Source organism: Tardiphaga sp. 172_B4_N1_3 (assembly GCF_052076035.1).
In the GTDB taxonomy this organism is placed as follows: Bacteria; Pseudomonadota; Alphaproteobacteria; order Rhizobiales; family Xanthobacteraceae; genus Tardiphaga; species Tardiphaga robiniae.
Window position 1 is genome coordinate 4,732,903 of the sequence record NZ_CP197238.1, and the last position, 23,601, is coordinate 4,756,503.

Here is a 23,601-nt window from a genome sequence, read left to right on the forward strand (position 1 = left end):
TGGACGCCGCCCGGCGCCTATGGCAAGTCACGCCCCTTGGCCCGCATTCCACCACGGGCGCACAGGAACTAGACGATGGCTTTTACTCAACGGGTTTTTTCGGGCGTCCAGCCGACGGGCAATCTGCACCTCGGCAACTATCTCGGCGCGATCGTGAATTTCGTCAAACTGCAGGAGACGCATAATTGCATCTACTGCGTGGTCGATATGCATGCCGTCACCGTGCCGATCTCCGTTTGGGGCGGGCCCGATGAATTGCGCCGCAACACCCGTGAAGTGACTGCGGCCTTCATCGCCTCGGGTATCGATCCGAAGAAGCAGATCATCTTCAACCAGAGCCAGGTGTCCGGCCATGCCGAGCTGGCCTGGATCTTCAACTGCGTCGCCCGCCTCGGCTGGCTGAACCGCATGACCCAGTTCAAGGAAAAGGCCGGCAAGGACCGCGAAAACGCGTCCGTGGGTCTCTACGACTATCCGGTGCTGATGGCTGCGGACATTCTGCTGTATCGCGCCACGCACGTTCCGGTCGGCGAGGACCAGAAGCAGCATCTCGAACTGTGCCGCGACATCTCGCAGAAGTTCAACAACGACTTCTCCGAATCCATCGCAGCGCAAGGGCATGACGGCCCTTACTTCCCGATGCCGGAGCCTGTCATCACCGGACCGGCGACTCGGGTGATGAGCCTGCGCGACGGCACCAAGAAGATGTCGAAGTCGGACGCGTCAGACAATTCGCGCATCAACCTCACGGACGATGCAGACACGATCGCGCAGAAGATCCGCAAGGCGAAGACCGATCCGGAACCATTGCCGTCGGAAGAGAAGGGCCTGGAGCCGCGTCCCGAGGCCGATAATCTCGTCGGCATCTATGCGGCACTGTCCAATCGGTCGAAGGCTGACATTCTCACAGAATTCGGCGGCGCGCAGTTTTCGGGCTTCAAATCGAGCCTCGTCGATCTCGCTGTCGAAAAACTGTCGCCTATCGCCGGCGAGATGAAGCGGCTGACGACATCCGATCTGACCTATGTCGATCAGGTTCTGGCCGATGGCGGTGAACGCGCAGGTGTCATCGCTGCCGAAACCATCAAGTCCGTGAAGGACATCATCGGCTTCGTCCACAAGCGGTAATTTCGCTATCGCATTCCTTTTCTCCGCCACAATCGACGCGACGCAAGCCATCCTCGCGTCGCGCTTGTCGAACGCCGCTGCGCCGTGGCAGCATGACACGATTGCCAAGCCGCTCACATTCTGGCGCATCAGAAGCGCCACAGCATCGGGACATGCATGAGCACCCAGCGACGTAGTTATGAAAGCGGCCACAAGCCGAAATGCCTCGTGGTCGTCGATGACAGCGAGGAATGGGACCGCGCAGTGTATTACGCCAGTCGCTGGGCCATTCGTGTCGGTGGCGGCGTGGTAATGCTGCGCATCATCGACACCGAAGATCGCAACCAGCAATGGCTCGGCGTTGCCGACGTCATGAAGGCCGAAGCGGAAGAAGGCGCCAATGCCGCGCTGGACCGCGCCTCGGGCCGTGCCAATGGCATCGCTGCCATCACCCCTGAACGCGTGATCCGCGAGGGTGATCCCACCGAGCAAATCCTCGACGTGATCGACAAGGACGTCGACATTTCCATGCTGGTGCTGGCTGCATCGGCCGGCGCGGAGGGTCCCGGTCCGATCGTCACCATGATGGCCAAGCTGGTCGGCTCTTTCCCGGTGCCGGTCGTTATCGTGTCGGGCGCCCTGAGCGACCTCGACATCGACGCGCTGTCGTAAGCAACCTGCCGAACCGCTAAGGGACTGCGAAATAGGCCGAATTCGGCAATTTCATGCCTTGACCGTGCGTTTTTCGTCGCCATCTGCTAGGGGATACTCACGCGCCGGCCTTGAACCGGCGACGCAGGAGAGACCGATGTTCATCCAGACCGAAGCTACCCCCAATCCCGCCACGCTGAAGTTCATTCCCGGCCGCGACGTGCTCGACAGCGGCACCATGGAATTCACCTCGCCGGAAGCCGCAACGCGTTCGCCGCTGGCCGAAAAGCTGTTCGCCGTGAAGGGCGTCACGTCAGTGTTCTACGGCTCCGACTTCGTCACCGTGACCAAGGACGACAGCGACTGGCAGCACCTCAAGCCGGCGATCCTCGGCGCCATCATGGAGCACTACATGTCCGGCGCGCCGCTGATGGCCGACGGCAGCGTGAGCGGCGACGTGATCTCCGACGACGAGGCCGAATTCTTCAACGAGGAAGACGCCGAGACGGTCGATACGATCAAGGACCTGATCGAGACCCGCGTGCGCCCGGCTGTTGCGAATGACGGCGGCGACATTACTTTCCGCGGCTTCAAGGACGGCATCGTTTATCTGAACATGAAGGGGTCGTGCGCCGGCTGCCCGTCATCGACAGCGACCCTGCAGCACGGCATACAGAACCTGCTGAAGCACTTCGTGCCGGACGTTGTCGAAGTCCGCCCGATGTAAGTTCGGTCGCACCGCGACACATAAAAATGCCCGGGACAATCCCGGGCATTTTCGTTTCTGGAACCAGCCTTCGTTTAGCGGCCGATACTTGCGGCTTCTTCTGCGGCCCGCTGCATGCTCGATGACATTTCGTTCGTCACCGTGCTCTGCTCTTCGACGGCAGCCGCCGTTGCGGTGACATATTCGCTGACGTTCTGGATCTCCTGCTTGATCGCGCTCAGCGCGTCGACCACATCGCTCGAAATGCCATTGAGGCTGCCGATCTCGCTGGCGATCTTATCGGTCGCCTGCTTGGCCTGGTTGGCCAGATTTTTCACCTCCGATGCAACGACCGCAAAGCCACGACCGGCTTCACCGGCACGCGCCGATTCGATGGTGGCATTCAGCGCCAACAGATTGATTTGCCCGGTGATGTTGCCGATCAGCTCGACGATCCCACTCATCGCCTGCGCTGCCGTGCTGAGACGCTGCGCTTGATCGTCCGCCAACTCGACCTTGCCCACCGCAGACATCGCCGTGGTCTTTGATTTCATCATGGCCTCAGAGATTTCGCGCACCGACGCGTTCAGTTCCTCAGCACCAGCGGCGACCGATTCCATCATCGCGCGGACGCGTTCGCTCTTCATGCGCGCGATCACCTGCGCCGTGGTGTCGGTGGCATACTTCACGACCTTGTAGGGCTTGCCATTGAGGTCGAGGATCGGATTGTACGAAGCCTGTATCCAGACTTGTTTGCCGCCCTTACCGATCCGCTGGTACTCCGCCGCCTGGTAATTACCCCGCTTGAGCGCCGCCCAGAATTCGCGATAGTCGGCACCGTCGCGCTCACTCGGCACAACGAACATGCTGTGGTGCTTGCCCTGTATTTCCGAGAGCGCGTAACCGAGCACGCCCAGAAAATTCTCATTGGCGCTGAGAACGATGCCATCCATGCTAAATTCGATCACGGCCTGCGACTTGCCGATGGCCTCGATCTGACCTGAGAAATTCGCCGTGCGCAGCTTCTGTTCGGTAACGTCTGACGCGAACTTGACTACCTTGATTGGCCGGCCTGTCTCATCAAGGATTGGATTGTAGGTCGCGAGAATCCAGACCTCTTTGCCGTTCTTGCCGATCCGCTTGTATTCGGCGGCCTGATATTCACCACGATTGAGGCTGGCCCAGAATTCGCGATAGGCCGCGCCGTCGCGAGTTGCAGAATCGACAAACATGCTGTGATGTTTGCCTTCGATTTCCGCGAGATTGTAACCCAAGACATTCAAGAACAAGTCATTGGCCGTGACAATCGTCCCATCGAGCTTGAACTCGATGACAGCCTGCGAACGACCGATGGCTGCGATCTTGCCGGCATCGTCCATACTGCGGATTTTCACTGCAGTTGTATCCATGGCAAACTTGACGATTTTCAGGGGCTTGCCATCATTCCCAAGGATCGGGTTGTAGGAACCTTGGATCCAGACTTCCTTGCCACCTTTGCCGAGACGCTTGAACTCGCCGGCCTGGTACTCGCCGCGATTGAGGTTGTTCCAGAACGTGCGATATTCCGCGCTGCTCTTCATCTCCGGCGTCACGAACATGCTGTGGTTCTTGCCGACGATTTCTTCCAGCGTATATCCAAGGGCGGACAGGAAGTTTTGATTGGCTCCAAGGATCGTGCCGTCAGCGCTGAACTCGATCACCGCTTGCGATTTTTTGATCGCTGCCGCCAGGGCCAGCCCCTCGCGCGCCCCTGAACTGCTCAACCAATGCAGCATCGAATCGCCTCCCATAAATATAATCGTATTCAAAAAATCAGACGAATAATTTCAGCCCGCATGAAAGCCACGCGCATCCGCGAAATGTCGCTTCCCGAACGGTATGCTTATCTCATCGATCTCCGAAGAATTTATTAAGTGAAGCTTTTAGCCAGAGCGAAACTGAAGCTGTCCACGGGCGCATTTCGCTCACGGGAACTTTCATGATCTCGCTATCGTATCTTGTGAAATATCTTTATGAGAAAGCGAGTAGTGGATGCACGCTAAAGCTGCCGCCCCATCTCCGGCAGCAACGCGAATCACAGCACCATTGCGCGTGGAGCGATATTCTGCGAGTGGCAGGCGCAAACCCTCGCAAGCCGTGGTAGCGTCACCCCATCATGCTGATCCTCGCCATTGATACCGCCCTCGACGCCTGCGCCGCAGGTGTGCTCGACACCCGCACCAGCAAGCTCATTGCGCATGAGTCCATGCCGATGAAGCGCGGTCACGCCGAAGCGCTGATGCCGCTGCTCGGGCGCGTCATAGCGGATTCCGGCATTGCCTTCGCCGATCTCGACCGCATCGCCGTCACCACCGGACCGGGCAGCTTCACCGGCCTGCGCGTCGGCCTCTCGGCGGCGCGCGGCATTGGCCTGGCGGCCAGCAAGCCCGTGGTCGGCATCACCACACTGACGGCCTATGCGGCACCCGTCGTCAGTGAGAACATGGATGCGCCTGTCATCGCCGCCATCGATGCGCGGCATGACCATGTCTATTTCCAGGTCGTCAGCGGTAACGGCACCTCGCTGGTGCGGCCGGGCGTCATCCCCATCGACGGGGCCCTTGAGGCCGCGCAGTTCGGCGCACCGTATCTGGTCGGCAATGCCGCAGAGATCCTGGCCACGCGCTGGCCGTCCGATGCACCGGCGCCGCTGCGCGTCGATATGCAACCTGCTCCCGAAATCTCATGGGTGGCATGGCTCGGTGCCGCCGTGAACCCGGAGACCGCGCTGGCGCGTCCCTATTATCTGCGCGCACCCGATGCCAAGCCGCAAAGCAGCCTGATGCAGCAGGCCGCACTAGCCGCATCATGATGCCGGCCTGGTGGCTGCGCCTGTTCAGCCGCGGCAATGCTGTGGTCGAGCCCGCGACGTTGCGCGACGCGCGACAACTCGCGCAGTTGCATGCCGCGTCCTTCCATCGCGGCTGGGGTGCCGGGGAATTCGAGCAGATGCTGCGCGAACAAAACACCCTCGTACATCGGCTCAAACTGCGCGGCCGCCTCGTCGGCTTCGCTGTTTCACGAATCGCCGCCGATGAAGCCGAGATTCTCTCCATTGCGGTGTCGCCGGGTCATCGCGGTCGCGGCCTGTCGCGCGATCTGTTTCTCACCCATCTCGGCCATCTGGCCGGTCGCGGCGTGCGTACCGTATTCCTCGAAGTCGAGGAAAACAATCTACCCGCGCGGCGGCTTTATGACAGAACCGGCTTCGCAGTCGCGGGACGCCGGGAACGCTACTACAAGGAAGCGGATGGAGCGGAATTGAATGCGTTGGTGATGCGGCGCGACTTGTCCTGAGGCCTGCGGAGTGGCAAAAGAAGCTACGATAGGACTCGGATCATGACTGCACTGAAATCATCTGCGATGAAGTCTGCTGGTATCGAGGCGCGCTGCGCCGCGACCGGCATGCGCATGACGGAGCAGCGCCGCGTGATTGCGCGCGTTCTGGCGGAAGCCGACGATCATCCCGATGTCGAGGAACTGTATCGCCGCTGCGTTGCGGTGGATGACAAGATCTCGATCTCGACGGTGTATCGCACTGTGAAGCTGTTCGAAGACGCCGGCATCATCGAGCGTCACGATTTTCGCGAAGGCCGCGCGCGCTACGAGACGATGCGTGACAGCCATCACGATCATCTGATCAACTTGCGTGACGGGACCGTCATCGAATTCACGTCTGAAGAAATCGAGAAATTGCAGGCTGAAGTCGCCGCGAAGCTCGGTTACAAGCTGGTCGATCACCGGCTGGAGCTGTACTGCGTGCCGCTCGACGAGGACAAAACCACCAAGTGAGCGAATCAACCAAGTGAGTTCAGTTTCTTCGCGCTTCGATCTCGTCATCTTCGATTGTGACGGCGTGCTCGTCGACAGTGAGTCCCTCGCCTGCGTCGTCCACGCAGATGTCCTGACACAGTTCGGCTATCCCATCACCGCCGATCAGGTGCATGAGCGTTTCCTCGGCCGGTCCGCGCGCGAGGCGCGCCTGGAAGTCGAGACCGAGCTCGGCCGCGTGCTGCCCGATGACTACACCGCGACGCTGAAAGCCACGATCGACGAGGTGTTCGGCGCGAAGCTGCAGCCGATCCCGCATATCGCCGAGACACTCGCAATATTGTCACAGCCGGTTTGCGTAGCGTCCTCGGGCACACCGACACGCATTCGCAGCAGCCTCACCACGACCGGGCTGCTCGACCGTTTCGATCCGCATCTGTTTTCCGCTCTGCAGGTCGAGCGCGGCAAGCCGCAGCCCGATCTGTTTCTGTTTGCCGCCGCGCAAATGAATGCCGCACCCAACCGCTGCGTGGTCATCGAGGACAGCATTCCCGGCGTGACGGCGGGGGTCGCAGCCGGCATGACCGTGTTCGGCTATCACGGTGGCGGTCATTGCAGCCCGGCCACCGCGGCAGCCCTGACGGCCGCTGGAGCCCATCTCGTATTCGACGATATGCGGCAGCTCCCTGGCTTGATGGCCAGGGGCGCACTGGCTGGCGAGCCCGTCGGCCTCGCCTAAGCCATTGCGAGCACTTATATTTTGCAGAAATGCTGGATTTTCCGAGCGTTAGCCTATAATTGAGCGCTGCGCAGCAAGCGCATTTCCAGCCCATTACAGGTTCCATGACCGCGCCGCGTAAGCTGCATATTAAATCCTACGGCTGCCAGATGAACGTCTACGATGCCCAGCGCATGGTGGACACGCTGGCGCCGGAAGGCTTCGTCGAGACGGCCAATGTCGACGACGCGGATCTGGTGATCCTCAACACCTGCCACATCCGCGAGAAGGCGTCCGAGAAGGTCTATTCGGAGCTCGGCAAGCTGCGCGTCGCCAAGGCGGAAGCCGCGCAGGCCGGACGCAAGATGAACGTGGTCGTCGCCGGCTGCGTCGCGCAGGCCGAAGGCAACGAAATCATTCGCCGCGCCCCCGTTGTCGATGTCGTGGTCGGGCCGCAGAGCTATCACAACCTGCCGGCGCTGCTGAAACAGGCGAAAGCCGGTGGCCGCGCGCTCGACACTGAATTTCCCATCGAGGACAAGTTCGGCTTCCTGCCGCCGCCGAAGCCGGCAGCGATTCGTGCCCGCGGCATTTCCTCTTTCGTTACCGTGCAGGAAGGCTGCGACAAGTTCTGCACCTTCTGCGTCGTGCCCTACACCCGCGGCTCCGAAGTCTCGCGCCCGGTGGCGAAGATCATCGACGACGTGCAGCGGCTCGCCGATAACGGCGTGCGCGAGATCACCCTGATCGGCCAGAACGTCAACGGCTATCACGGCGAGGGCCCCGACGGCCGCCCGTGGGCGCTGGGCACGCTGCTCTATCGCCTCGCCGAGATTCCCGGTATCGCCCGGCTGCGCTATTCGACCAGCCATCCCCGCGATGTCGAGGACACGCTGATCGCGGCGCATCGCGATTTGCCGGAGCTGATGCCCTTCGTGCATCTGCCCGTCCAATCCGGTTCCGACCGGATTCTGGCGGCCATGAACCGGAAACATACAGCCGAAGATTATCGCCGCGTCATCGACCGTTTTCGCGACGCGCGGCAAGACATTGCTTTTACTTCTGATTTCATCGTGGGCTTCCCCGGCGAGACCGAGGAAGATTTTGCAGCCACGCTCGCGCTCGTCACACAAATCGGATACGCTGGCGCTTATTCGTTCAAGTATTCACCGCGTCCGGGAACGCCGGCCGCGGATTTGCAGGAGACGGTGTCACAGGCTGACATGGACGAGCGATTGGTGAGGCTTCAGAACCTGATCGACAGCCAGCAATCGGCCTTCAACGCGGCCACGATTGGACGCACTGTGGATGTGCTGTTCGAACGCCCCGCGCGCAATCCCGGCCAGATCGTCGGTCGCACCGCTTACCTGCAGCCGGCCCATGTGATGGCTTCTGACGACATCATCGGCCAGGTGCTTCCGGTCACCATTGAGAGCCTCGAGCGCTATAGCCTGCTCGGCAGCCTCGCATCATCTCCAATTGCTAGTTCTCCAGTACCACCAGTGTTGCAGCCAGTCCGTTCTCACACCGTCACGGGAGCCTGAATTCTTGGCCAAAAGCGCATCGGATTCGTCTACGCTCGCTGTTCGTAAACTCGATACTCCACCGCAGGCCGAGACGCAGGTCGTCATCGACTTTGATGACAACCGGGCGGCCTCTTCGCTGGTCGGGCCTTATGGCCAGAACCTCGCGATCATCGAACGCCGGCTGAATGTCGTCGTCGATTCCCGCGGCAACCACATCACCCTCACCGGTACCCGCGACGCCTGCGATGCCGCCCGGCGCGTGCTCGAAACGCTCTATGCGCAAGCAGTACAGGGCCATGACCTTGCCCCCGGCGATGTCGAAGGCACGATCCGCGCGACGCTGGCGCAAGGCACGCTGTTTCCGTTCGATCCCAAGGGGTCGAAAGCAGCCGCCTCGAACTTCGACACCATCAATCTGCGCAAGCGCCCGGTACGTGCCCGCACCGCGACGCAGGACGCCTATATCCGCGCGCTGAGAAGCAACGAGCTGGTTTTCGGCATCGGCCCCGCCGGTACCGGCAAGACCTGGCTTGCGGTTGCGCAAGCGGCGATGCTGTTCGAGCGCAAGGAAGTCGATCGCATCATCCTGTCGCGTCCGGCGGTGGAAGCCGGCGAAAGGCTCGGCTTTCTACCCGGTGACATGCGCGAGAAGGTCGATCCGTATCTGCGCCCGATCTATGACGCACTCTATGACCTGATGGACGGGCGCATTGTCGAGCGCGCACTGCAGACCGGCGAAATCGAAATCGCGCCGCTTGCCTTCATGCGCGGCCGCACCCTGACCAATGCCGCGATCATCCTAGACGAAGCGCAGAACACCACCTCAATGCAGATGAAGATGTTTCTGACGCGTCTGGGTGAGAACAGCCGCATGATCATCACCGGCGATCCCTCGCAGGTCGACTTGCCCAACGGCCAGACCTCGGGTCTCGCCGAAGCCGCGCGTCTGCTCGACGGCGTGCAGGGTATCTCGCAGGTGAAGTTCACGGGCGAAGACGTCGTCCGCCACGAACTCGTGGCCCGCATCGTCGCCGCCTACGAAGGAACGCCGCAGAAGGCGGCTGCTACAAAGACCTGATGACACACTCATACGCTGACGACGGACCCGGGATCGGGTCCGTTCGTGAAAGAAGTTCGATACCGATGCCGACCTATTCATCTCCCGCGACAGAGGTTCTTGTTGTCGCCGATTGCTGGTCCGCGGAGGCCGATGCCGACGCCGTGATTCACCGCGCCATCGAAGCTGCCGCCGCCATGGTCGATACCGATACGGCCGACGCCGAACTCGCCATCATGCTCACCGACGACGCCGGCATCCGCACGCTGAACCAGAACTGGCGTGGCATCGACAAGCCGACCAACGTCCTGTCATTCCCGGCGCTGCAGCCGCCCGAAGGCGCAGACGAGCCCGATGACATGCCGCGCATGCTCGGCGACATCGCTATTGCCTACGAGACCACGCGCCGCGAGGCTGACGAAGAAGAGAAGAGCTTCGCCAACCATCTCAGCCATCTCGCCATTCACGGTTTTCTGCATCTGGTCGGTTACGATCATGAGAAGGACGACGAAGCCGAAGAGATGGAAGCGCTGGAGCGCGAGATCCTGGCAACGCTCGGGATCCCGGACCCCTATGCAGATCAGGATCGGGTGACCTGAGATGCCGGACGGCGACACTAGAAGCGATCATTCGAAGACCTCAAGCAATCTGCCTGCGGTGGTTCACGACGGCGAGGTCATGCGCCCGACGTCGGAGACCTGGCTGACCCGCGCGATCCGCTCGCTGTTCGGCTGGAAGCCGGGCTCGGTGCGTGCCGACCTGCAAGTCGTGCTCGACGCCTCCGCGCCGGACGAGACCGGCTTCTCCACCATCGAGCGCACGATGTTGCGCAATATTTTGGGGCTCAACGAGCGCCGCATCGCCGACGTCATGGTGCATCGCGCCGATATTATCGCGGTGAAGCAGGATATCTCGCTCGGCGAATTGATGGGCCTGTTCGAGAGCGCGGCGCATTCGCGCCTGGTCGTATTCAACGAAACCCTCGACGATCCCGTCGGCATCGTTCATATCCGCGACCTGCTGGCATACATGACCGTGAAGGCGCGCAACGTCGTGCCGTCGACAGCCAAGAAAAAGAAAGTGTTTCCCGCGGGCCTCGACCTGCGTTCGGTCGATCTGGCGCAGACCGTCGTTGACACCGGCATCATCCGCAAGCTGCTCTACGTGCCGCCATCGATGCGCGCCATCGATCTGCTCGCGCAGATGCAGGCAGCACGCATCCATCTCGCACTCGTTGTCGACGAATATGGCGGCACCGACGGCCTCGTCTCCATCGAGGACATCGTCGAGCAGATCGTCGGCGAGATCGATGACGAACACGACAGCGACGAGCCGCCATCCATTGTCAGGCAGGGCGACAGCTTCATCGCCGATGCACGCGCCAGCCTAGATGACGTGCGCGCCATGATCGGCGAAGAATTCGAGACCGGCGAAGACGGCGAGGAAGTCGAGACACTCGGCGGCTATCTCGTCACCCATGTCGGCCGTTTGCCCGTGCGCGGCGAGGTGATTTCCGGCCCCGGCAATTTCGAGATCGAAGTGCTCGATGCCGATCCGCGCCGCGTCAAGCGGCTGCGCGTCGGCCCCCGCAAGGAGCGGCCTGCGCCGCGTGCCCGCGAACCGCGCCGCCGCGATGCGTCATCGGACACCGGCGCGGCACCGTCCAATGATAATGTAAATACGCCTCCATCAGGCGACAGCGCGGGAACGCCGTGACATCACGCAGCCTGCGCTCGGTCGCACTCAGCATCATTCTCGCTTGGGGTTGGAAGCGCGCAGGCATCGCGCTGCTGACCGGCGCGGTATCGTCGCTGGCGATGGCGCCGTTCAACGCCTGGCCGGTGCTGTTCATCACGTTCCCCGTGGTCGTCTGGCTGATCGATGGCGCTGCTGCAGGCAAGATGCGCGGCATTCCCGCCGCCGCCATGGCGGGCTGGTGGTTCGGCTTCGGTTATTTCGTGCCGGGCCTGTACTGGATTGGCTACGCGTTCCTCGTCGACGCGCAGACCTTCGCATGGCTGTTGCCCGCCGCGATCTGCGGCCTGCCCGCCTATCTCGCGCTGTTCACCGCGATCGGTTTCGCGCTAGCGCGCTTGCTCTGGACCAAGGATGCCAGCCGCATCTTCGCGCTCGCGGCGAGTCTCACGATCGGCGAATGGCTGCGCGGCCATGTGCTGACGGGCTTTCCCTGGAATGCGTTCGGCTATGCACTCACCGAACCGCTCGCGCTGGCGCAGAGCGCATCGCTGGTCGGCCTCTGGGGACTGACATTTATCACTGTAGCGATCTTTGCATCGCCTGCGGTTCTGATCGACGGACGCTCGCGCACGCAGCGGCCGTGGCTGGCGCCGGCGCTTGCGCTGGTGCTGCTCGTCGTGATGGGCACCTATGGCATGGCCCGGCTATCGCGCACCCCGACGCAGCTCGTCGCCAATGTGAAGCTGCGCATCATGCAGCCGAACCTGTCGCAAGACACGCGCTTCAACTATTCCGCCAAGGCGGATGTCATGAGCAGATATCTTGCGCTATCGGACCGCGCGACCGGTCCGCAGAATTCAGGCGTCGGTGCAGCCAATATCCTGATCTGGCCGGAATCCGCATTCCCGTTCTTCCTGTCACGCGAACCCGATGCGATGGCGCAGATCGCCAATCTGCTGCCGAAGGGCACCGTGCTGGTCACCGGCGCGGTGCGCCCGCCGGATGCGCCGCTCGGCGTACGCATCACGCAGGCCTATAATTCCATTTACGTGATCGACCATGACGGCAGCATCCTGTCGACCTACGACAAACTTCATCTGGTGCCGTTCGGCGAGTATTTGCCGTTCCAGAGCTTCATGGAGAAGATCGGCTTCCAGCAATTGACCAAAGTCCATGGCGGCTTCATTCCCGGCACGCGCCGGAAGCCAATGGACATTCCCGGCGCGCCGCGCATGCTGCCGCTGATCTGCTACGAGGCGGTTTTCCCGGACGATATCACCACGCGCAACGATCGGCCGGGCTGGATCGTCAATCTCACCAATGATGGCTGGTTCGGGATTTCCACGGGCCCCTATCAGCACCTGCAGCAAAGCCGCGTCCGCGCCATCGAGGAAGGCCTGCCGCTGGTTCGCGCTGCGAACACCGGCATTTCCGTCGTGGTCGACCCTGTCGGCCGCCTGATCGCGCGGCTCGATCTCGGTGTCGAAGGCGTGCTGGATTCGGGATTACCAGCGGCCATTTCGCCGACGGTCTACTCGAAAATCGGCGATATTCCCGCCGCGATGTTTGTCGCGCTTGCGATCATTTTCGCCGTTCGGCGGCGTACGCCAGTACGCCACTAGCTTGATACTTGAAGCATTTGATATAGCTTGCAAGCTAGCTTTCGCCGCCTACCGAACAACCCTCTCGATGTGATTGCTTTTTAAGCTAGCTTTGTAAGCTTTATTTCTCACCTATTGAGAAATAAAGGTGCAGTGGCTTAAATTTTCCGCTTAGGAAAATTTGCGCGGTTGTTATAATCCACTAGGATACCTTTGGTTACAACCGAAGCCGCCCTAAATGACGGATTGCCACGCATGATCCGTCTCCCTTGATGTGATCCAGGAGTAATTGAGATGTCGACGAAAGCGCCCAATCCTGTTGACAAATATGTCGGCAGCCGTGTGCGCATGCGGCGCATTATGCTCGGCATGAGTCAGGAAAAGCTGGGCGAAGCCCTCGGTCTGACGTTTCAGCAAGTTCAGAAATACGAGAAGGGCACCAACCGCGTCGGCGCCAGCCGGCTGCAGCAGATTTCGGAAATTCTGCAGGTCCCCGTCTCGTTCCTGTTCGAAGGCGGCCCCGGCGCGATCCATAACGGCGAAGGCTTCGCTGAAGCGTCCTCGCCTGCCTATGTCTCCGACTTCCTAGCCACCTCCGAAGGCCTCGCTCTGACCCGCGCCTTCACGCGCATCACCGATGCCAAGCTCCGCCGCAGCATCGTCGACCTGGTCGAACAGATCGCTTCGCGCGAAGCCCCGGATCAGCGCTAAAATCACGGTAGTTTCAACGGAAATTCGTCATCGCGCCTGATGGCGCCGATGGCGTTTCGGCTGTATCACTCGCGCGCGATGACCACAGCCAATTCCAATCATAACGATCACGATGCCCCCGCTGATGCGGGTGCGTCCACGCCTGCCGAGAGCGGCCATTACACCGGCTCGTTCTTCGGACGCCGCAAGGGCCACAAGCTGCGCGACCATCAGGCCGATCTGATGGCGACGCTGCTGCCGGCGCTCACCGTCGACATCGCACATCCGGCACCTGACGATATTCGCACGCTGTTCGGCACTGATATCGAGACCGTGCGTCTGGAGATCGGCTTCGGCGGCGGCGAACATCTCGTCGCGGAAGCACTGGCGCGTCCCGACATCGGCTTCATCGGCTGCGAGCCCTACATCAACGGCATGGCGAAGATTCTGACGCAGATCGAGGCGCAGAACATCGGCAATATCCGCCTCGTCGCCGGCGACGCCGCCGAACTTCTCACATGGGCACCGGCACAATCGCTGTCACGCATCGACCTGATCCATCCGGATCCCTGGCCGAAGAAGCGTCACTGGAAGCGCCGCTTCGTGCAGGACGCAACACTGGCTGCGATGGCGCGCGTGCTGAAGCCGTCAGGCGAATTTCGTTTCGTGCATGACATTCCGGATTACGTCGCGTGGACACTCTGGCATGTGTCGCGATCGCCGGATTTCACCTGGACTGCAGAGCGCGCCGATGACTGGCGTCTGCCATGGCCGAACTACACCATGACGCGCTACGGCCGCAAAGCCACGCGCGAGGGCCGCATCGCGGCCTATCTCATCTTCAAACTGATCTCGTAAGATAAGCCGGCGAGCGTAAGCGCTTCGCCTCACAGCATGTTCGGAAGCACACGATCCGGCGGCTTGTGATTGTCGAGGAAGGCACGGATGTTGATGATGACTTTCTCGCCCATCTCGACACGGCCTTCGATCGTCGCCGAGCCCATATGCGGCAACAATACCACCTTGCCGGCGCGCGCGAGCCGCACCAGCTTCGGACTCACCGCGGGCTCATGTTCGAACACGTCGAGCGCGGCACCGGCAATGTCGCCCGACTCGATCAGCTTGATCATCGTCTCTTCGTCGATCACCTCGCCGCGCGCGGTGTTGACGATATAGGCGTCCTTGCGGATCAGCTTGAGACGGCGTGCTGACAACAGGTGGAATGTCGCCGGCGTATGCGGACAGTTCACCGAGATGATGTCCATGCGCGCCAGCATCTGGTCGAGCGAATCCCAATAGGTCGCACCGAGTTCTTCGGCGATCTTCGGGGCGACGGGTTTGCGGTTGTGATAGTGGATCTGTAGCCCGAAAGCGCGGGCGCGGCGCGCGACGGCCTGGCCGATGCGGCCCATGCCGATGATACCGAGCCGCTTGCCGCCAAGCCGCTTGCCCAGCATCCAGGTCGGCGACCAGCCCTGCCAGTCCTTGCCTTCGGTCAGGATCGAGGCACCTTCGATCAGCCGGCGCGGCACTGCGAGGATCATCGACATGGTCATGTCGGCGGTGTCTTCAGTGAGCACCTTCGGCGTGTTGGTGACGGTGATGCCGCGGGCATGGGCGGCGGTGACGTCAATATTGTCGACGCCATTGCCGAAATTGGCGATCAGCCTGAGCTTACAGTCGGGGTGCTCGAGTAGTTCCTTGGTGATTTCGTCGGTGACGGTCGGCACCAGCACATCGGCGGTGCGGGTCGCTTCAGCGAGTTGCTCGGACGTCAGAGGCGTGTCGTCGAGATTGATGTGCGCATCGAAAAGTTCGCGCATGCGGGTCTCGATCGAGTCCGGCAGCTTGCGCGTGACGATGACGAGAGGCTTTTTCTTGACCGACATGTCCTGCTCACTCGCGCTTTGGCTAATCCGTTCAGTCCGCATTAACCTGGTTGTTCGAAACTGCCGCAGCCGCGAATTCACCGTTTCCTCGGGTTCCCCGACACCCTTTTTGGTGCCTTGGCCTTGGGTCCTCTCTAGCAGAAGACCAAGCCAAAACAAGAACCCACAGGCGCGTGCGGCGCGGCGGCACTTGCGTTCTTTGGATTGGGTTGAGGTGGGGTTGATGGCGTTCCGGCGATTTGCGTGTGCGATGTTGGCGATGGGTACTCTGATCGCGGCAGCAATCGATCCGGCTCTCGCTGCCAAGGACACGCCGCTGGGCGCCAGCGGCCTGCCGGTGCCGCGCTACGTCAGCCTCAAGTCGGATCACGTTAATGTCCGCGCCGGCCCCACCAAGGACAATGATGTCGCCTGGGTCTATACTCGCTCCGGCCTGCCGGTGGAGATCACCGCCGAATACGAGAACTGGCGCCGCGTCCGCGATTCCGAGGGCGCCGAGGGCTGGGTCTATCACTCGCTGCTGTCCGGCCGCCGCACCGCGGTCGTGACCATGAAATCCAAGGACGAACTCGCCTCGATCTATGACAATCCGGATGCGACCAGCGCTGTTGCGGCCCGGCTGCAGGCCGGCGTTGTGGCGCAGGTGAAGCGCTGCAACAATGGCTGGTGCCGTGTGATTGGCAACGGCTTCGACGGCTGGATCGAACAGCAGCGGCTATGGGGCGTCTACGCCGACGAGAAGGTGAACTGAGTGCATCCGGCATCAGGAGCCTGGCCTGCGCCGGCGCACTGATCGGCGCTGTAGCGCTGCCATGGTCCGGCCCGGCTCGTGCGCAATCCGCCACTGAGACGTGCCTGGCTGTGGATCAGCGGCTGTCAGGTGATGCGACCCTTCCGCGCACCGTGGCTGCGCTCAAAACCGGTGGCCCGCTCAAAATCGTCGCCATGGGCTCGTCCTCGACGCTCGGCCTGTGGCAATCCGACCCCGCCAAAACCTATCCCGGCATGCTGCAGAGCGAGCTGCAACACCTGAAGCCGGGACTGCGGCTGGAGGTCATCAATAGTGGGCGGAACGCCGACACGATCCCGGGCAATATCGCCCGCTTCGACCGCGATGTGCTGGCGCATCGCCCGGATCTCGTGATTTGGCAGATCGGCACCAATGACGTGACCTGGCTGCAAAGCGCTGACAGCCTGACCGGCAGGATCGTCGAGGGCATCCGCCTGCTGAAGGCTGACGGCGCCGACGTGATCCTGATGGATCAGCAATACGCGCCGGTCATTCTCGCATCGCAATATTCCAAGATGCAGGCGAGCATAGCTGACGCCGCCCGGCAGGAACGCGTACCGCTGTTCTCACGCTTCGAGCTGATGCGCCGTGCAGTAGACGCAGGGCTCTCCATGGGAGCGCTAACGGCTTGGGACGGACTACACAATTCCGCAGCCGGCTACGAATGCACCGGCCGCTCCCTCGCCCGCGCGATCGTGGCGACGGCTGCAGCTGGCGAGCAAACGCCGCCGAAAACGGTTCGGCGGCGCAAATAACTTCAGAATTTGGATAAAGCCGTTAGCGCTTTTTGCGCAGACGAACGACCATGTCGATGCGGCTGATCTCGAAGCCCTCGGGGACTTCCGGCATCTTGGTCAGCACGAGGTTCTGGTCCGGAATATCGACCAGCTCGTGGTTGTTCTCAAGATAGTAGTGGTGATGCGAGGTCACATTGGTATCGAAATAGGTCTTCGTACCATCGACGCTGACCTGACGAAGCAGGCCGGAATCCGTGAGTTGATTGAGCGTGTTGTAAACGGTCGCCAGCGACACCGGCACCTTGGCGAGAGTCGCTTCCTCGTACAGCATTTCCGCAGTGAGATGACGCGCGCCCTTGCCGAACAGCAGCCAGCCCAGCGCCATGCGTTGACGGGTGGGTCGCAGACCGACCGACTGCAGCATCTCGTTGACGTCATGCCACGGGCAACCAGTCAAAGCCGGCTGACGGCCGTGATTGATTTCCGCAACCGCAGCTGCGTCATCCAGAACTGAAACGCTGTCGCTCATATCCACGTCAGTAATCCTGCCGTTCACACTCAAAAAGAACACTGAATTAGCCTTCTATTATAGAAAGGCGGGGCCTCAGATGCAAGGTTTTCGCAACTAGGAGCCATGCATCAGAAGGGATGCTTCCGCAGTGCCTCGCAACATGGTCAATAACCCGCCAAAAGCAGGCGATCCGCCGCTTTGCCGCCCCATAAGCCTATGATAGAGAGCGCCCAACCGGGCAAGTTCCCGTGTCATTTGGAACAATTCTATATGTGGCGACTCCACCCGGGGTAGCCACCACCATCGATGGACTCAGAAAGCCGGCATGATCCAGGAACAACGCAACAGCTACGCATATGAAGACCTGCTGGCCTGCGGCCGCGGCGAGCTGTTCGGACCAGGCAATGCTCAATTGCCGCTGCCGCCGATGCTGATGTTCGACCGCATCACCGAGATCACGGCTGATGGCGGCGAATTCGGCAAGGGTCTCGTGCGCGCTGAACTCGACGTCAATTCGGACCTCTGGTTCTTTGCCTGCCACTTCAAGGGCGATCCGGTCATGCCGGGCTGCCTCGGCCTGGACGCCATGTGGCAGATGGTCGGGTTCTTTCTGGGCTGGTCGGGCGGCATCGGCCCCGGTCGCGCGCTCGGGCTCAGCGAGCTGAAGTTTTCCGGCCAGGTTCTCCCGAACGTCAAAAAGGTCGTGTACACCATCGATATCAAGCGCGTGATGCGTTCAAAATTGTGGTTGGGGATTGCCGACGGCTCGCTTTCGGCCGATGGCGAGATTATCTATCGCGCCAAGGACCTGAAGGTCGGCCTGTTCAAGCAGGAAGCACCTGCCGCATTGCAGCCGGGAACGTGATCTACCGGGTGCCATTCAACGGCGGTCTCCGAGGGGGCGACCGCCAGTTCCACAACAACGTAATTCAAAGGGCGAGGCGATCATGAGGCGGGTTGTCGTCACGGGGATGGGCATTGTCTCATCTATCGGAAACAACACTCAGGAAGTGCTTGCGAGCCTCCATGAGGCAAAGTCGGGCATCACGCGCGCCGACAAATACGCAGAGCTCGGTTTCCGTTCGCAGGTGCAGGGCGCACCGACCATCAATCCGGCCGATGTGATCGACCGCCGCGCGATGCGCTTCCTCGGCGAAGGCGCCGCATGGAATCACATCGCCATGGAACAGGCGATCCAGGACTCCGGTCTCGAAGAGTCGGACATCTCGAACGAGCGCACCGGCATCATCATGGGCTCGGGCGGACCTTCCGCACGCACCATCGTCGAAGCCGCGGACATCACGCGAACGAAGGGTCCGAAGCGCGTTGGTCCGTTCGCGGTGCCGAAGGCGATGTCCTCGACGGCATCCGCCACGCTCGCGACCTGGTTCAAGATCAAGGGCGTGAACTATTCGATCTCTTCGGCCTGCGCGACCTCGAACCACTGCATCGGCAATGCCTATGAGATGATCCAGTGGGGCAAGCAGGACGTCGTATTCGCCGGCGGCTGCGAAGAGCTCGACTGGTCGCTCTCGGTGCTGTTCGACGCCATGGGCGCAATGTCCTCGAAGTATAACGACACCCCATCGACGGCCTCGCGTCCCTATGACGTCAGCCGTGACGGCTTTGTCATCGCCGGCGGCGCCGGCGTGGTCGTGGTCGAAGAACTCGAGCACGCAAAAGCACGCGGCGCCAAGATCTATGGCGAAATCATCGGCTACGGCGCCACCTCGGACGGTTACGACATGGTCGCCCCGTCGGGCGAAGGCGCAGAGCGTTGCATGAAGATGGCGCTGGCCACCACCGGCGGCATCAAGATCGATTACATCAACCCGCATGCGACGTCGACGCCTGCCGGCGATCCGCCGGAAATGCAGGCGATCCGCAACGTATTCGGCACGGGCGAGAAATGCCCGCCGATTTCAGCGACCAAGGCTCTCACCGGCCACTCGCTCGGCGCCACCGGCGTACAGGAAGCAATCTACTCGCTGCTGATGATGCAGAACGGGTTTATCTGCGAGAGCGGCAACATCACCGAACTCGATCCAGTTTTCGCCGACATGCCGATCGTGCGCAAGCGCATCGACAATGTGAAGGTCGGCACCGTGCTGTCGAATTCCTTCGGCTTCGGCGGCACTAACGCCACGCTGGTCTTCAAGCGGATGGATGCATAACGCGATGCCATCACTGATGCAGGGCAAGCGCGGACTGATCATGGGCATCGCCAATGATCATTCTATCGCGTGGGGAATCGCCAAGGCCCTGCATGCGCAGGGTGCCGAACTGGCTTTCACCTATCAGGGCGATGCACTTGGCAAGCGCGTCAAGCCGCTGGCGGAATCGCTCAATGCCGATCTGATCCTGCCCTGCGACGTCGAGGACATCGCCAGCGTCGATGCGACCTTTGCTACGATCAGGGAGAAATGGGGCGGGCTGGATTTCCTGGTCCACGCCATCGGTTTCTCCGACAAGAACGAACTCAAGGGCCGCTACGCCGACACCACGCGCACCAATTTCTCGCGCACCATGGTGATCTCCTGCTTCTCCTTCACCGAAATTGCCAAACGCGCGTCGGAAATCATGAAGCCCGGCAGCGCCATGATCACGCTAACTTTTGGCGGATCGACCCGCGTGATGCCGAACTACAATGTCATGGGCGTTGCCAAGGCCGCTCTCGAAGCCTCGGTGCGTTATCTCGCATCTGACTTTGGCCGCCAGGGCATTCGCGTCAACGCGGTGTCGGCTGGCCCGGTACGTACACTGGCCGGCTCGGGCATCGGCGATTCCCGCGCGATGTTCGCATTCCAGCAGAAACATTCGCCGCTCGGCCGCGGCGTAACACTGGAAGAACTCGGCGGCACTGCACTGTATCTGCTGTCGGATCTTTCCGGCGGCGTAACCGGCGAAACGCATTTCGTCGACTCCGGCTACAACATCATCTCGATGCCGCATCCGGATGCGTTGAAGGCAGACGCAAGCGAGTAATTCGCCTTACGTCTTTTCCCCCGATGCAAATTCCATTGCCCGCTGGAAGGCCGGACGAGCGCTGCAACGGTCGAGATAGCGCTCGAACGCCGGGCGCGACGGGACCATCTTGAAATTGCGCACGGCAAAGTTCAGTCCTGAACCGATGGCGATATCGGCGGCAGAGAATTGTGCGCCAAGGATCCATGGACCTTCATCAAGCGCGGCTTCGAGCACATCGAACACGCGCTGCGCATCTCCCCAGCCCGCGGCCACCGGATTCAGCTCCATCTTGGTCGCGATCTGTGCGATCGCCGGTTCGATACAGCCCGGCGCAAAGAACAACCAATAGAGATATTTCGCGCGATGAGAATCGCCGAGTGGAGGTGCCAGCTTCGCCTCGGGATAGCGCTCGGCCACATAAGCGCAGATTGCCGCAGCCTCGGCCATGGTGGCGTCGCCATCCTGCAGAGCCGGCACCTTGCCCATCGGATTGACGGCGAGGAATTCCAGCGTGCGCTGCGCACCGGTGGAGATATCGGTCAGCACGCGCTCATAGGCGACGCCGGTTTCCTCCATCAGCCAAAGCGCCGTGAATGAGCGCGAGCGCGGCGACCAGTAGAGTTTCATCATCTGGAGATCCTCCGGAGAAACATTTTGCCATTTGTGCGGGGATTCGGAGAAAGCTGCAAGACGCAGAGCGCTCAGACTCTTCGAAACTCTCATCGCCGCGAAAGCGGGATCCAGTAACCGGCAGTGTCAGTGATGACAGTTGAGTATGACGCGGCGCGACAAGAAAAAGCCCCCGCGACATAGTCGCAGGGGCTTTCATATTCACGATGGCGGGCCGAGGTTACTCAGCCGCCTGCAGTATCGGCTTCTCGACAAGATCGAAACGATCCGCGTTCATCACCTTCACCCAAGCCTTGACGAAGTCCTTCACGAACTTCTGCTTGGCGTCGGCGCTTGCATAGACCTCCGCGAAGGCACGCAGCTGCGAGTGCGAACCGAAGACCAGATCGGCGCGTGTACCGGTCCACCTGACTTCGCCGCTCTTGCGATCACGTCCCTCGTACACATTGTTCGAGCCATCGACTGCCTTCCACTCCGTGCTCATGTCGAGCAGGTTGATGAAGAAGTCGTTGGTCAACGTCTCCGGTGTCTTGGTGAAGACACCGCGCACGGACTGCCCGGAATTCGCACCAAGTACTCGCAAGCCGCCGACGAGAACCGTCATTTCCGGAGCGGTCAGCGTCAGCAACTGCGCGCGATCCACCAAGGATACTTCGGCCGGTACGGCAGACGTGCCCTTGAGGTAGTTACGGAAGCCGTCCGCGACCGGTTCCATCACCTCGAAGGATTCCACATCGGTTTGCGCCTGCGAGGCGTCGCCGCGCCCCGGAGAGAACGGAACGGTTACATCCAGGCCGGCATCCTTCGCGGCTTTCTCGACCGCCGCGCTGCCGCCGAGGACGATCAGGTCGGCAAGCGAAACCTGCTTGTCACCGGATTGCGCCGCGTTGAACTCCTTCCGGATTCCATCGAGCACCTGCAACACCTTGGCTAGCTGAGCCGGCTGGTTAACCTCCCAGTCCTTCTGAGGGGCCAGACGGATGCGCGCGCCGTTGGCACCGCCACGCTTGTCGCCGCCACGGAAGGTGGAGGCCGAAGCCCAGGCCGTGCTGACCAATTCGGACACGGTCAGGCCCGATGCCAGCAGCTTGGCCTTGAGCGCAGAGACGTCGGTGTCGTCGATCACCGGATAGTCAACCGCAGGGATCGGATCCTGCCAGATCAACTCTTCCTTGGGCACTTCCGGACCGAGATAACGCACGCGCGGACCCATGTCGCGATGAGTCAGCTTGAACCAGGCCCGAGCAAAAGCTTCAGCGAAGGCCTGCGGATTCTGCAGGAAGCGGCGTGAGATTTTCTCATAGGCCGGGTCCAGACGCAGGGACAGATCCGTCGTGAGCATGGTCGGCTTGTGCTTCTTCGATGGATCATGCGCGTCGGGGATCACTTCCTCGGCGTCCTTGGCCTCCCACTGGATGGCCCCACCGGGGCTGCGGGTCTGCACCCATTCATACTTGAACAGGTTCTCGAAGAAGAAGTTGCTCCACTGCGCCGGCGTCTGCGTCCAGGTGACCTCAATGCCGCTACCAACGGCGTCTGCACCGGATCCAGTACCGTAGTTGCTCTTCCAGCCCAGGCCCTGCGCTTCCAGGCCGGCAGCTTCAGGCTCCGGACCCTTGTGGGACTCAGGCGCAGCGCCATGGGTCTTACCGAAGGTGTGACCGCCGGCGATCAGCGCCACGGTTTCCTCGTCGTTCATCGCCATGCGCTTGAAGGTCTCGCGGATGAAGCTGGCGGCCGCAACCGGATCGCCGCTGGCACCCGGACCTTCCGGATTCACATAAATCAGGCCCATTTCCGTGGCACTAAGCGGAGCTTCGAACTTGTCGAGCGACCGGTGGGACAGCCACGTGGATTCGGGACCCCAATTCACGTCCTGATCAGGCTCCCAGACGTCGGCACGACCGGCCGCGAAACCGAAGGTGCGAAAACCCATGGTCTCCAGCGCCACGTTGCCGGTCAGGATCAGTAGGTCGGCCCACGAGATCTTGTTGCCGTATTTCTGCTTGATCGGCCACAGGAGGCGGCGTGACTTGTCGATGTTGACGTTGTCCGGCCAGGAATTGAGCGGAGCAAAACGCTGCTGACCGCGACCGCCACCGCCACGGCCATCGCTGAGCCGATAGGTACCGGCGGCGTGCCACGACATGCGGATGAACTGCGGACCGTAATGTCCGAAATCAGCCGGCCACCAGTCCTGCGAATCGGTCATCAGCTTGCGCAGGTCGTTTTTCAACGCCTCGTAATCGAGCTTCTTGAATTCCTCCGCGTAGTTGAACGCATCGCCCATCGGATCGGACAGCGACGAGTGCTGGTGGAGAATCGACAGGTCTAGCTTGTTCGGCCACCAGTCACGATTGGCCCGGGCAGCGGGGCTATGCGCAACGGGGCACTTGCCGGCGCCATTCTCATTCGTCGTGTCCATCAGTCTCTCCTTCTGGCTGTTTGGAATATGAGCGGTCCCAGGCAACACCGACATGCCGGATCGCCTTCAAAAACCCGCTCAAATTTCC

At 61.3% G+C, this 23,601-nt stretch carries 24 protein-coding genes; 19 read left to right on the forward strand and 5 right to left on the reverse strand.

The genetic code is table 11. The features are described from left to right. Positions 1-75: 75 nt before the first annotated feature. The 3 genes from trpS (at position 76) to AB7783_RS22380 (ending at position 2,485) form a co-directional block, all read left to right on the forward strand. Entirely contained in the window at positions 76-1,128 is a 1,053-nt protein-coding gene (trpS, locus tag AB7783_RS22370; protein WP_093757729.1) for a tryptophan--tRNA ligase, read from the forward strand. A 156-nt stretch (positions 1,129-1,284) separates the two neighbouring features. Continuing rightward, positions 1,285-1,779, forward strand: a complete 495-nt coding sequence (locus AB7783_RS22375; protein WP_089263331.1) for a universal stress protein — start codon at positions 1,285-1,287, stop codon at positions 1,777-1,779. Between the two features lie 136 nt (positions 1,780-1,915). Next, entirely contained in the window at positions 1,916-2,485 is a 570-nt protein-coding gene (locus AB7783_RS22380) for a NifU family protein (RefSeq protein WP_089263329.1), read from the forward strand. Between the two features lie 74 nt (positions 2,486-2,559). Here AB7783_RS22380 and AB7783_RS22385 read toward each other — a convergent pair whose 3' ends face one another. Next, positions 2,560-4,239 (reverse strand): methyl-accepting chemotaxis protein, encoded by a 1,680-nt coding sequence (locus AB7783_RS22385; protein WP_441278837.1) that lies wholly within the window; start codon positions 4,237-4,239, stop codon positions 2,560-2,562. 380 nt (positions 4,240-4,619) lie between these two features. Between AB7783_RS22385 and tsaB the strand changes: the two genes are divergently transcribed. The 11 genes from tsaB to AB7783_RS22440 all read left to right on the forward strand — a co-directional run bounded on the left by tsaB (position 4,620) and on the right by AB7783_RS22440 (position 14,422). Continuing rightward, entirely contained in the window at positions 4,620-5,315 is a 696-nt protein-coding gene (gene tsaB, locus AB7783_RS22390; RefSeq protein WP_441278838.1) for a tRNA (adenosine(37)-N6)-threonylcarbamoyltransferase complex dimerization subunit type 1 TsaB, read from the forward strand. Continuing rightward, a complete protein-coding gene (rimI, locus tag AB7783_RS22395) occupies positions 5,315-5,800 on the forward strand; it encodes a ribosomal protein S18-alanine N-acetyltransferase (protein ID WP_089263687.1) in 486 nt (161 codons plus the stop codon). The genes tsaB and rimI overlap by 1 nt, the downstream gene beginning before the upstream one ends. A 42-nt stretch (positions 5,801-5,842) precedes the next feature. Next, entirely contained in the window at positions 5,843-6,295 is a 453-nt protein-coding gene (locus tag AB7783_RS22400; RefSeq protein ID WP_068730031.1) for a Fur family transcriptional regulator, read from the forward strand. 13 nt (positions 6,296-6,308) lie between these two features. Beyond that, on the forward strand, positions 6,309-7,013 hold the full coding sequence (locus tag AB7783_RS22405; RefSeq protein ID WP_441278839.1) for an HAD family hydrolase: 705 nt from the start codon (positions 6,309-6,311) through the stop codon (positions 7,011-7,013). Between the two features lie 104 nt (positions 7,014-7,117). Then, a complete protein-coding gene (gene miaB, locus AB7783_RS22410) occupies positions 7,118-8,536 on the forward strand; it encodes a tRNA (N6-isopentenyl adenosine(37)-C2)-methylthiotransferase MiaB (RefSeq protein ID WP_120287603.1) in 1,419 nt (472 codons plus the stop codon). A gap of 4 nt (positions 8,537-8,540) precedes the next feature. Then, entirely contained in the window at positions 8,541-9,596 is a 1,056-nt protein-coding gene (locus AB7783_RS22415) for a PhoH family protein (RefSeq protein WP_439078763.1), read from the forward strand. A 65-nt stretch (positions 9,597-9,661) separates the two neighbouring features. Further along, positions 9,662-10,174 (forward strand): rRNA maturation RNase YbeY, encoded by a 513-nt coding sequence (ybeY, locus tag AB7783_RS22420; RefSeq protein ID WP_093757733.1) that lies wholly within the window; start codon positions 9,662-9,664, stop codon positions 10,172-10,174. 1 nt (position 10,175) lies between these two features. Continuing rightward, positions 10,176-11,291 (forward strand): hemolysin family protein, encoded by a 1,116-nt coding sequence (locus tag AB7783_RS22425; RefSeq protein WP_093757734.1) that lies wholly within the window; start codon positions 10,176-10,178, stop codon positions 11,289-11,291. Further along, complete coding sequence (gene lnt / locus AB7783_RS22430) at positions 11,288-12,895, forward strand: apolipoprotein N-acyltransferase (protein WP_441278840.1); 1,608 nt, start codon at positions 11,288-11,290, stop codon at positions 12,893-12,895. Before AB7783_RS22425 ends, lnt begins: the two co-directional genes overlap by 4 nt. Positions 12,896-13,168: 273 nt before the next feature. Further along, on the forward strand, positions 13,169-13,585 hold the full coding sequence (locus AB7783_RS22435; protein ID WP_068730045.1) for a helix-turn-helix domain-containing protein: 417 nt from the start codon (positions 13,169-13,171) through the stop codon (positions 13,583-13,585). Positions 13,586-13,663: 78 nt separating this feature from the next. Then, positions 13,664-14,422 carry a tRNA (guanine(46)-N(7))-methyltransferase TrmB gene (locus AB7783_RS22440; RefSeq protein WP_441279749.1) on the forward strand — a complete coding sequence of 253 codons (759 nt, stop codon included), beginning with the start codon at positions 13,664-13,666 and terminating at the stop codon, positions 14,420-14,422. Between the two features lie 29 nt (positions 14,423-14,451). Here the strand turns inward: AB7783_RS22440 and AB7783_RS22445 are convergent, their stop codons facing one another. Next, entirely contained in the window at positions 14,452-15,453 is a 1,002-nt protein-coding gene (locus tag AB7783_RS22445) for a 2-hydroxyacid dehydrogenase (RefSeq protein WP_441278841.1), read from the reverse strand. Between the two features lie 223 nt (positions 15,454-15,676). On the opposite strand from AB7783_RS22445, the gene AB7783_RS22450 reads away from it, so the two are divergent. Together AB7783_RS22450 and AB7783_RS22455 are read left to right on the forward strand one after the other, a co-directional pair. Next, positions 15,677-16,204 (forward strand): SH3 domain-containing protein, encoded by a 528-nt coding sequence (locus AB7783_RS22450; protein ID WP_068730049.1) that lies wholly within the window; start codon positions 15,677-15,679, stop codon positions 16,202-16,204. After that, on the forward strand, positions 16,171-16,998 hold the full coding sequence (locus AB7783_RS22455) for an SGNH/GDSL hydrolase family protein (RefSeq protein WP_441278842.1): 828 nt from the start codon (positions 16,171-16,173) through the stop codon (positions 16,996-16,998). Before AB7783_RS22450 ends, AB7783_RS22455 begins: the two co-directional genes overlap by 34 nt. A 22-nt stretch (positions 16,999-17,020) precedes the next feature. Here the strand turns inward: AB7783_RS22455 and irrA are convergent, their stop codons facing one another. Next, complete coding sequence (gene irrA, locus AB7783_RS22460) at positions 17,021-17,509, reverse strand: iron response transcriptional regulator IrrA (RefSeq protein WP_089263317.1); 489 nt, start codon at positions 17,507-17,509, stop codon at positions 17,021-17,023. 307 nt (positions 17,510-17,816) lie between these two features. Here irrA and fabA point away from each other — a divergent pair, with 307 nt between their 5' ends. The 3 genes from fabA to fabI all read left to right on the forward strand — a co-directional run bounded on the left by fabA (position 17,817) and on the right by fabI (position 20,476). After that, entirely contained in the window at positions 17,817-18,356 is a 540-nt protein-coding gene (gene fabA, locus AB7783_RS22465) for a bifunctional 3-hydroxydecanoyl-ACP dehydratase/trans-2-decenoyl-ACP isomerase (protein ID WP_210269351.1), read from the forward strand. Between the two features lie 82 nt (positions 18,357-18,438). Continuing rightward, positions 18,439-19,665 carry a beta-ketoacyl-ACP synthase I gene (fabB, locus tag AB7783_RS22470; RefSeq protein ID WP_068730055.1) on the forward strand — a complete coding sequence of 409 codons (1,227 nt, stop codon included), beginning with the start codon at positions 18,439-18,441 and terminating at the stop codon, positions 19,663-19,665. Positions 19,666-19,669: 4 nt separating this feature from the next. After that, entirely contained in the window at positions 19,670-20,476 is an 807-nt protein-coding gene (gene fabI / locus AB7783_RS22475; RefSeq protein WP_441278843.1) for an enoyl-ACP reductase FabI, read from the forward strand. Between the two features lie 6 nt (positions 20,477-20,482). On the opposite strand, the gene AB7783_RS22480 is transcribed toward fabI, so the two are convergent. Both AB7783_RS22480 and katG read right to left on the reverse strand, forming a co-directional pair. Then, complete coding sequence (locus AB7783_RS22480; protein WP_089263313.1) at positions 20,483-21,088, reverse strand: glutathione S-transferase family protein; 606 nt, start codon at positions 21,086-21,088, stop codon at positions 20,483-20,485. 220 nt (positions 21,089-21,308) lie between these two features. Further along, positions 21,309-23,513, reverse strand: a complete 2,205-nt coding sequence (gene katG, locus AB7783_RS22485) for a catalase/peroxidase HPI (protein ID WP_441278844.1) — start codon at positions 23,511-23,513, stop codon at positions 21,309-21,311. Positions 23,514-23,601 lie beyond the last annotated feature (88 nt).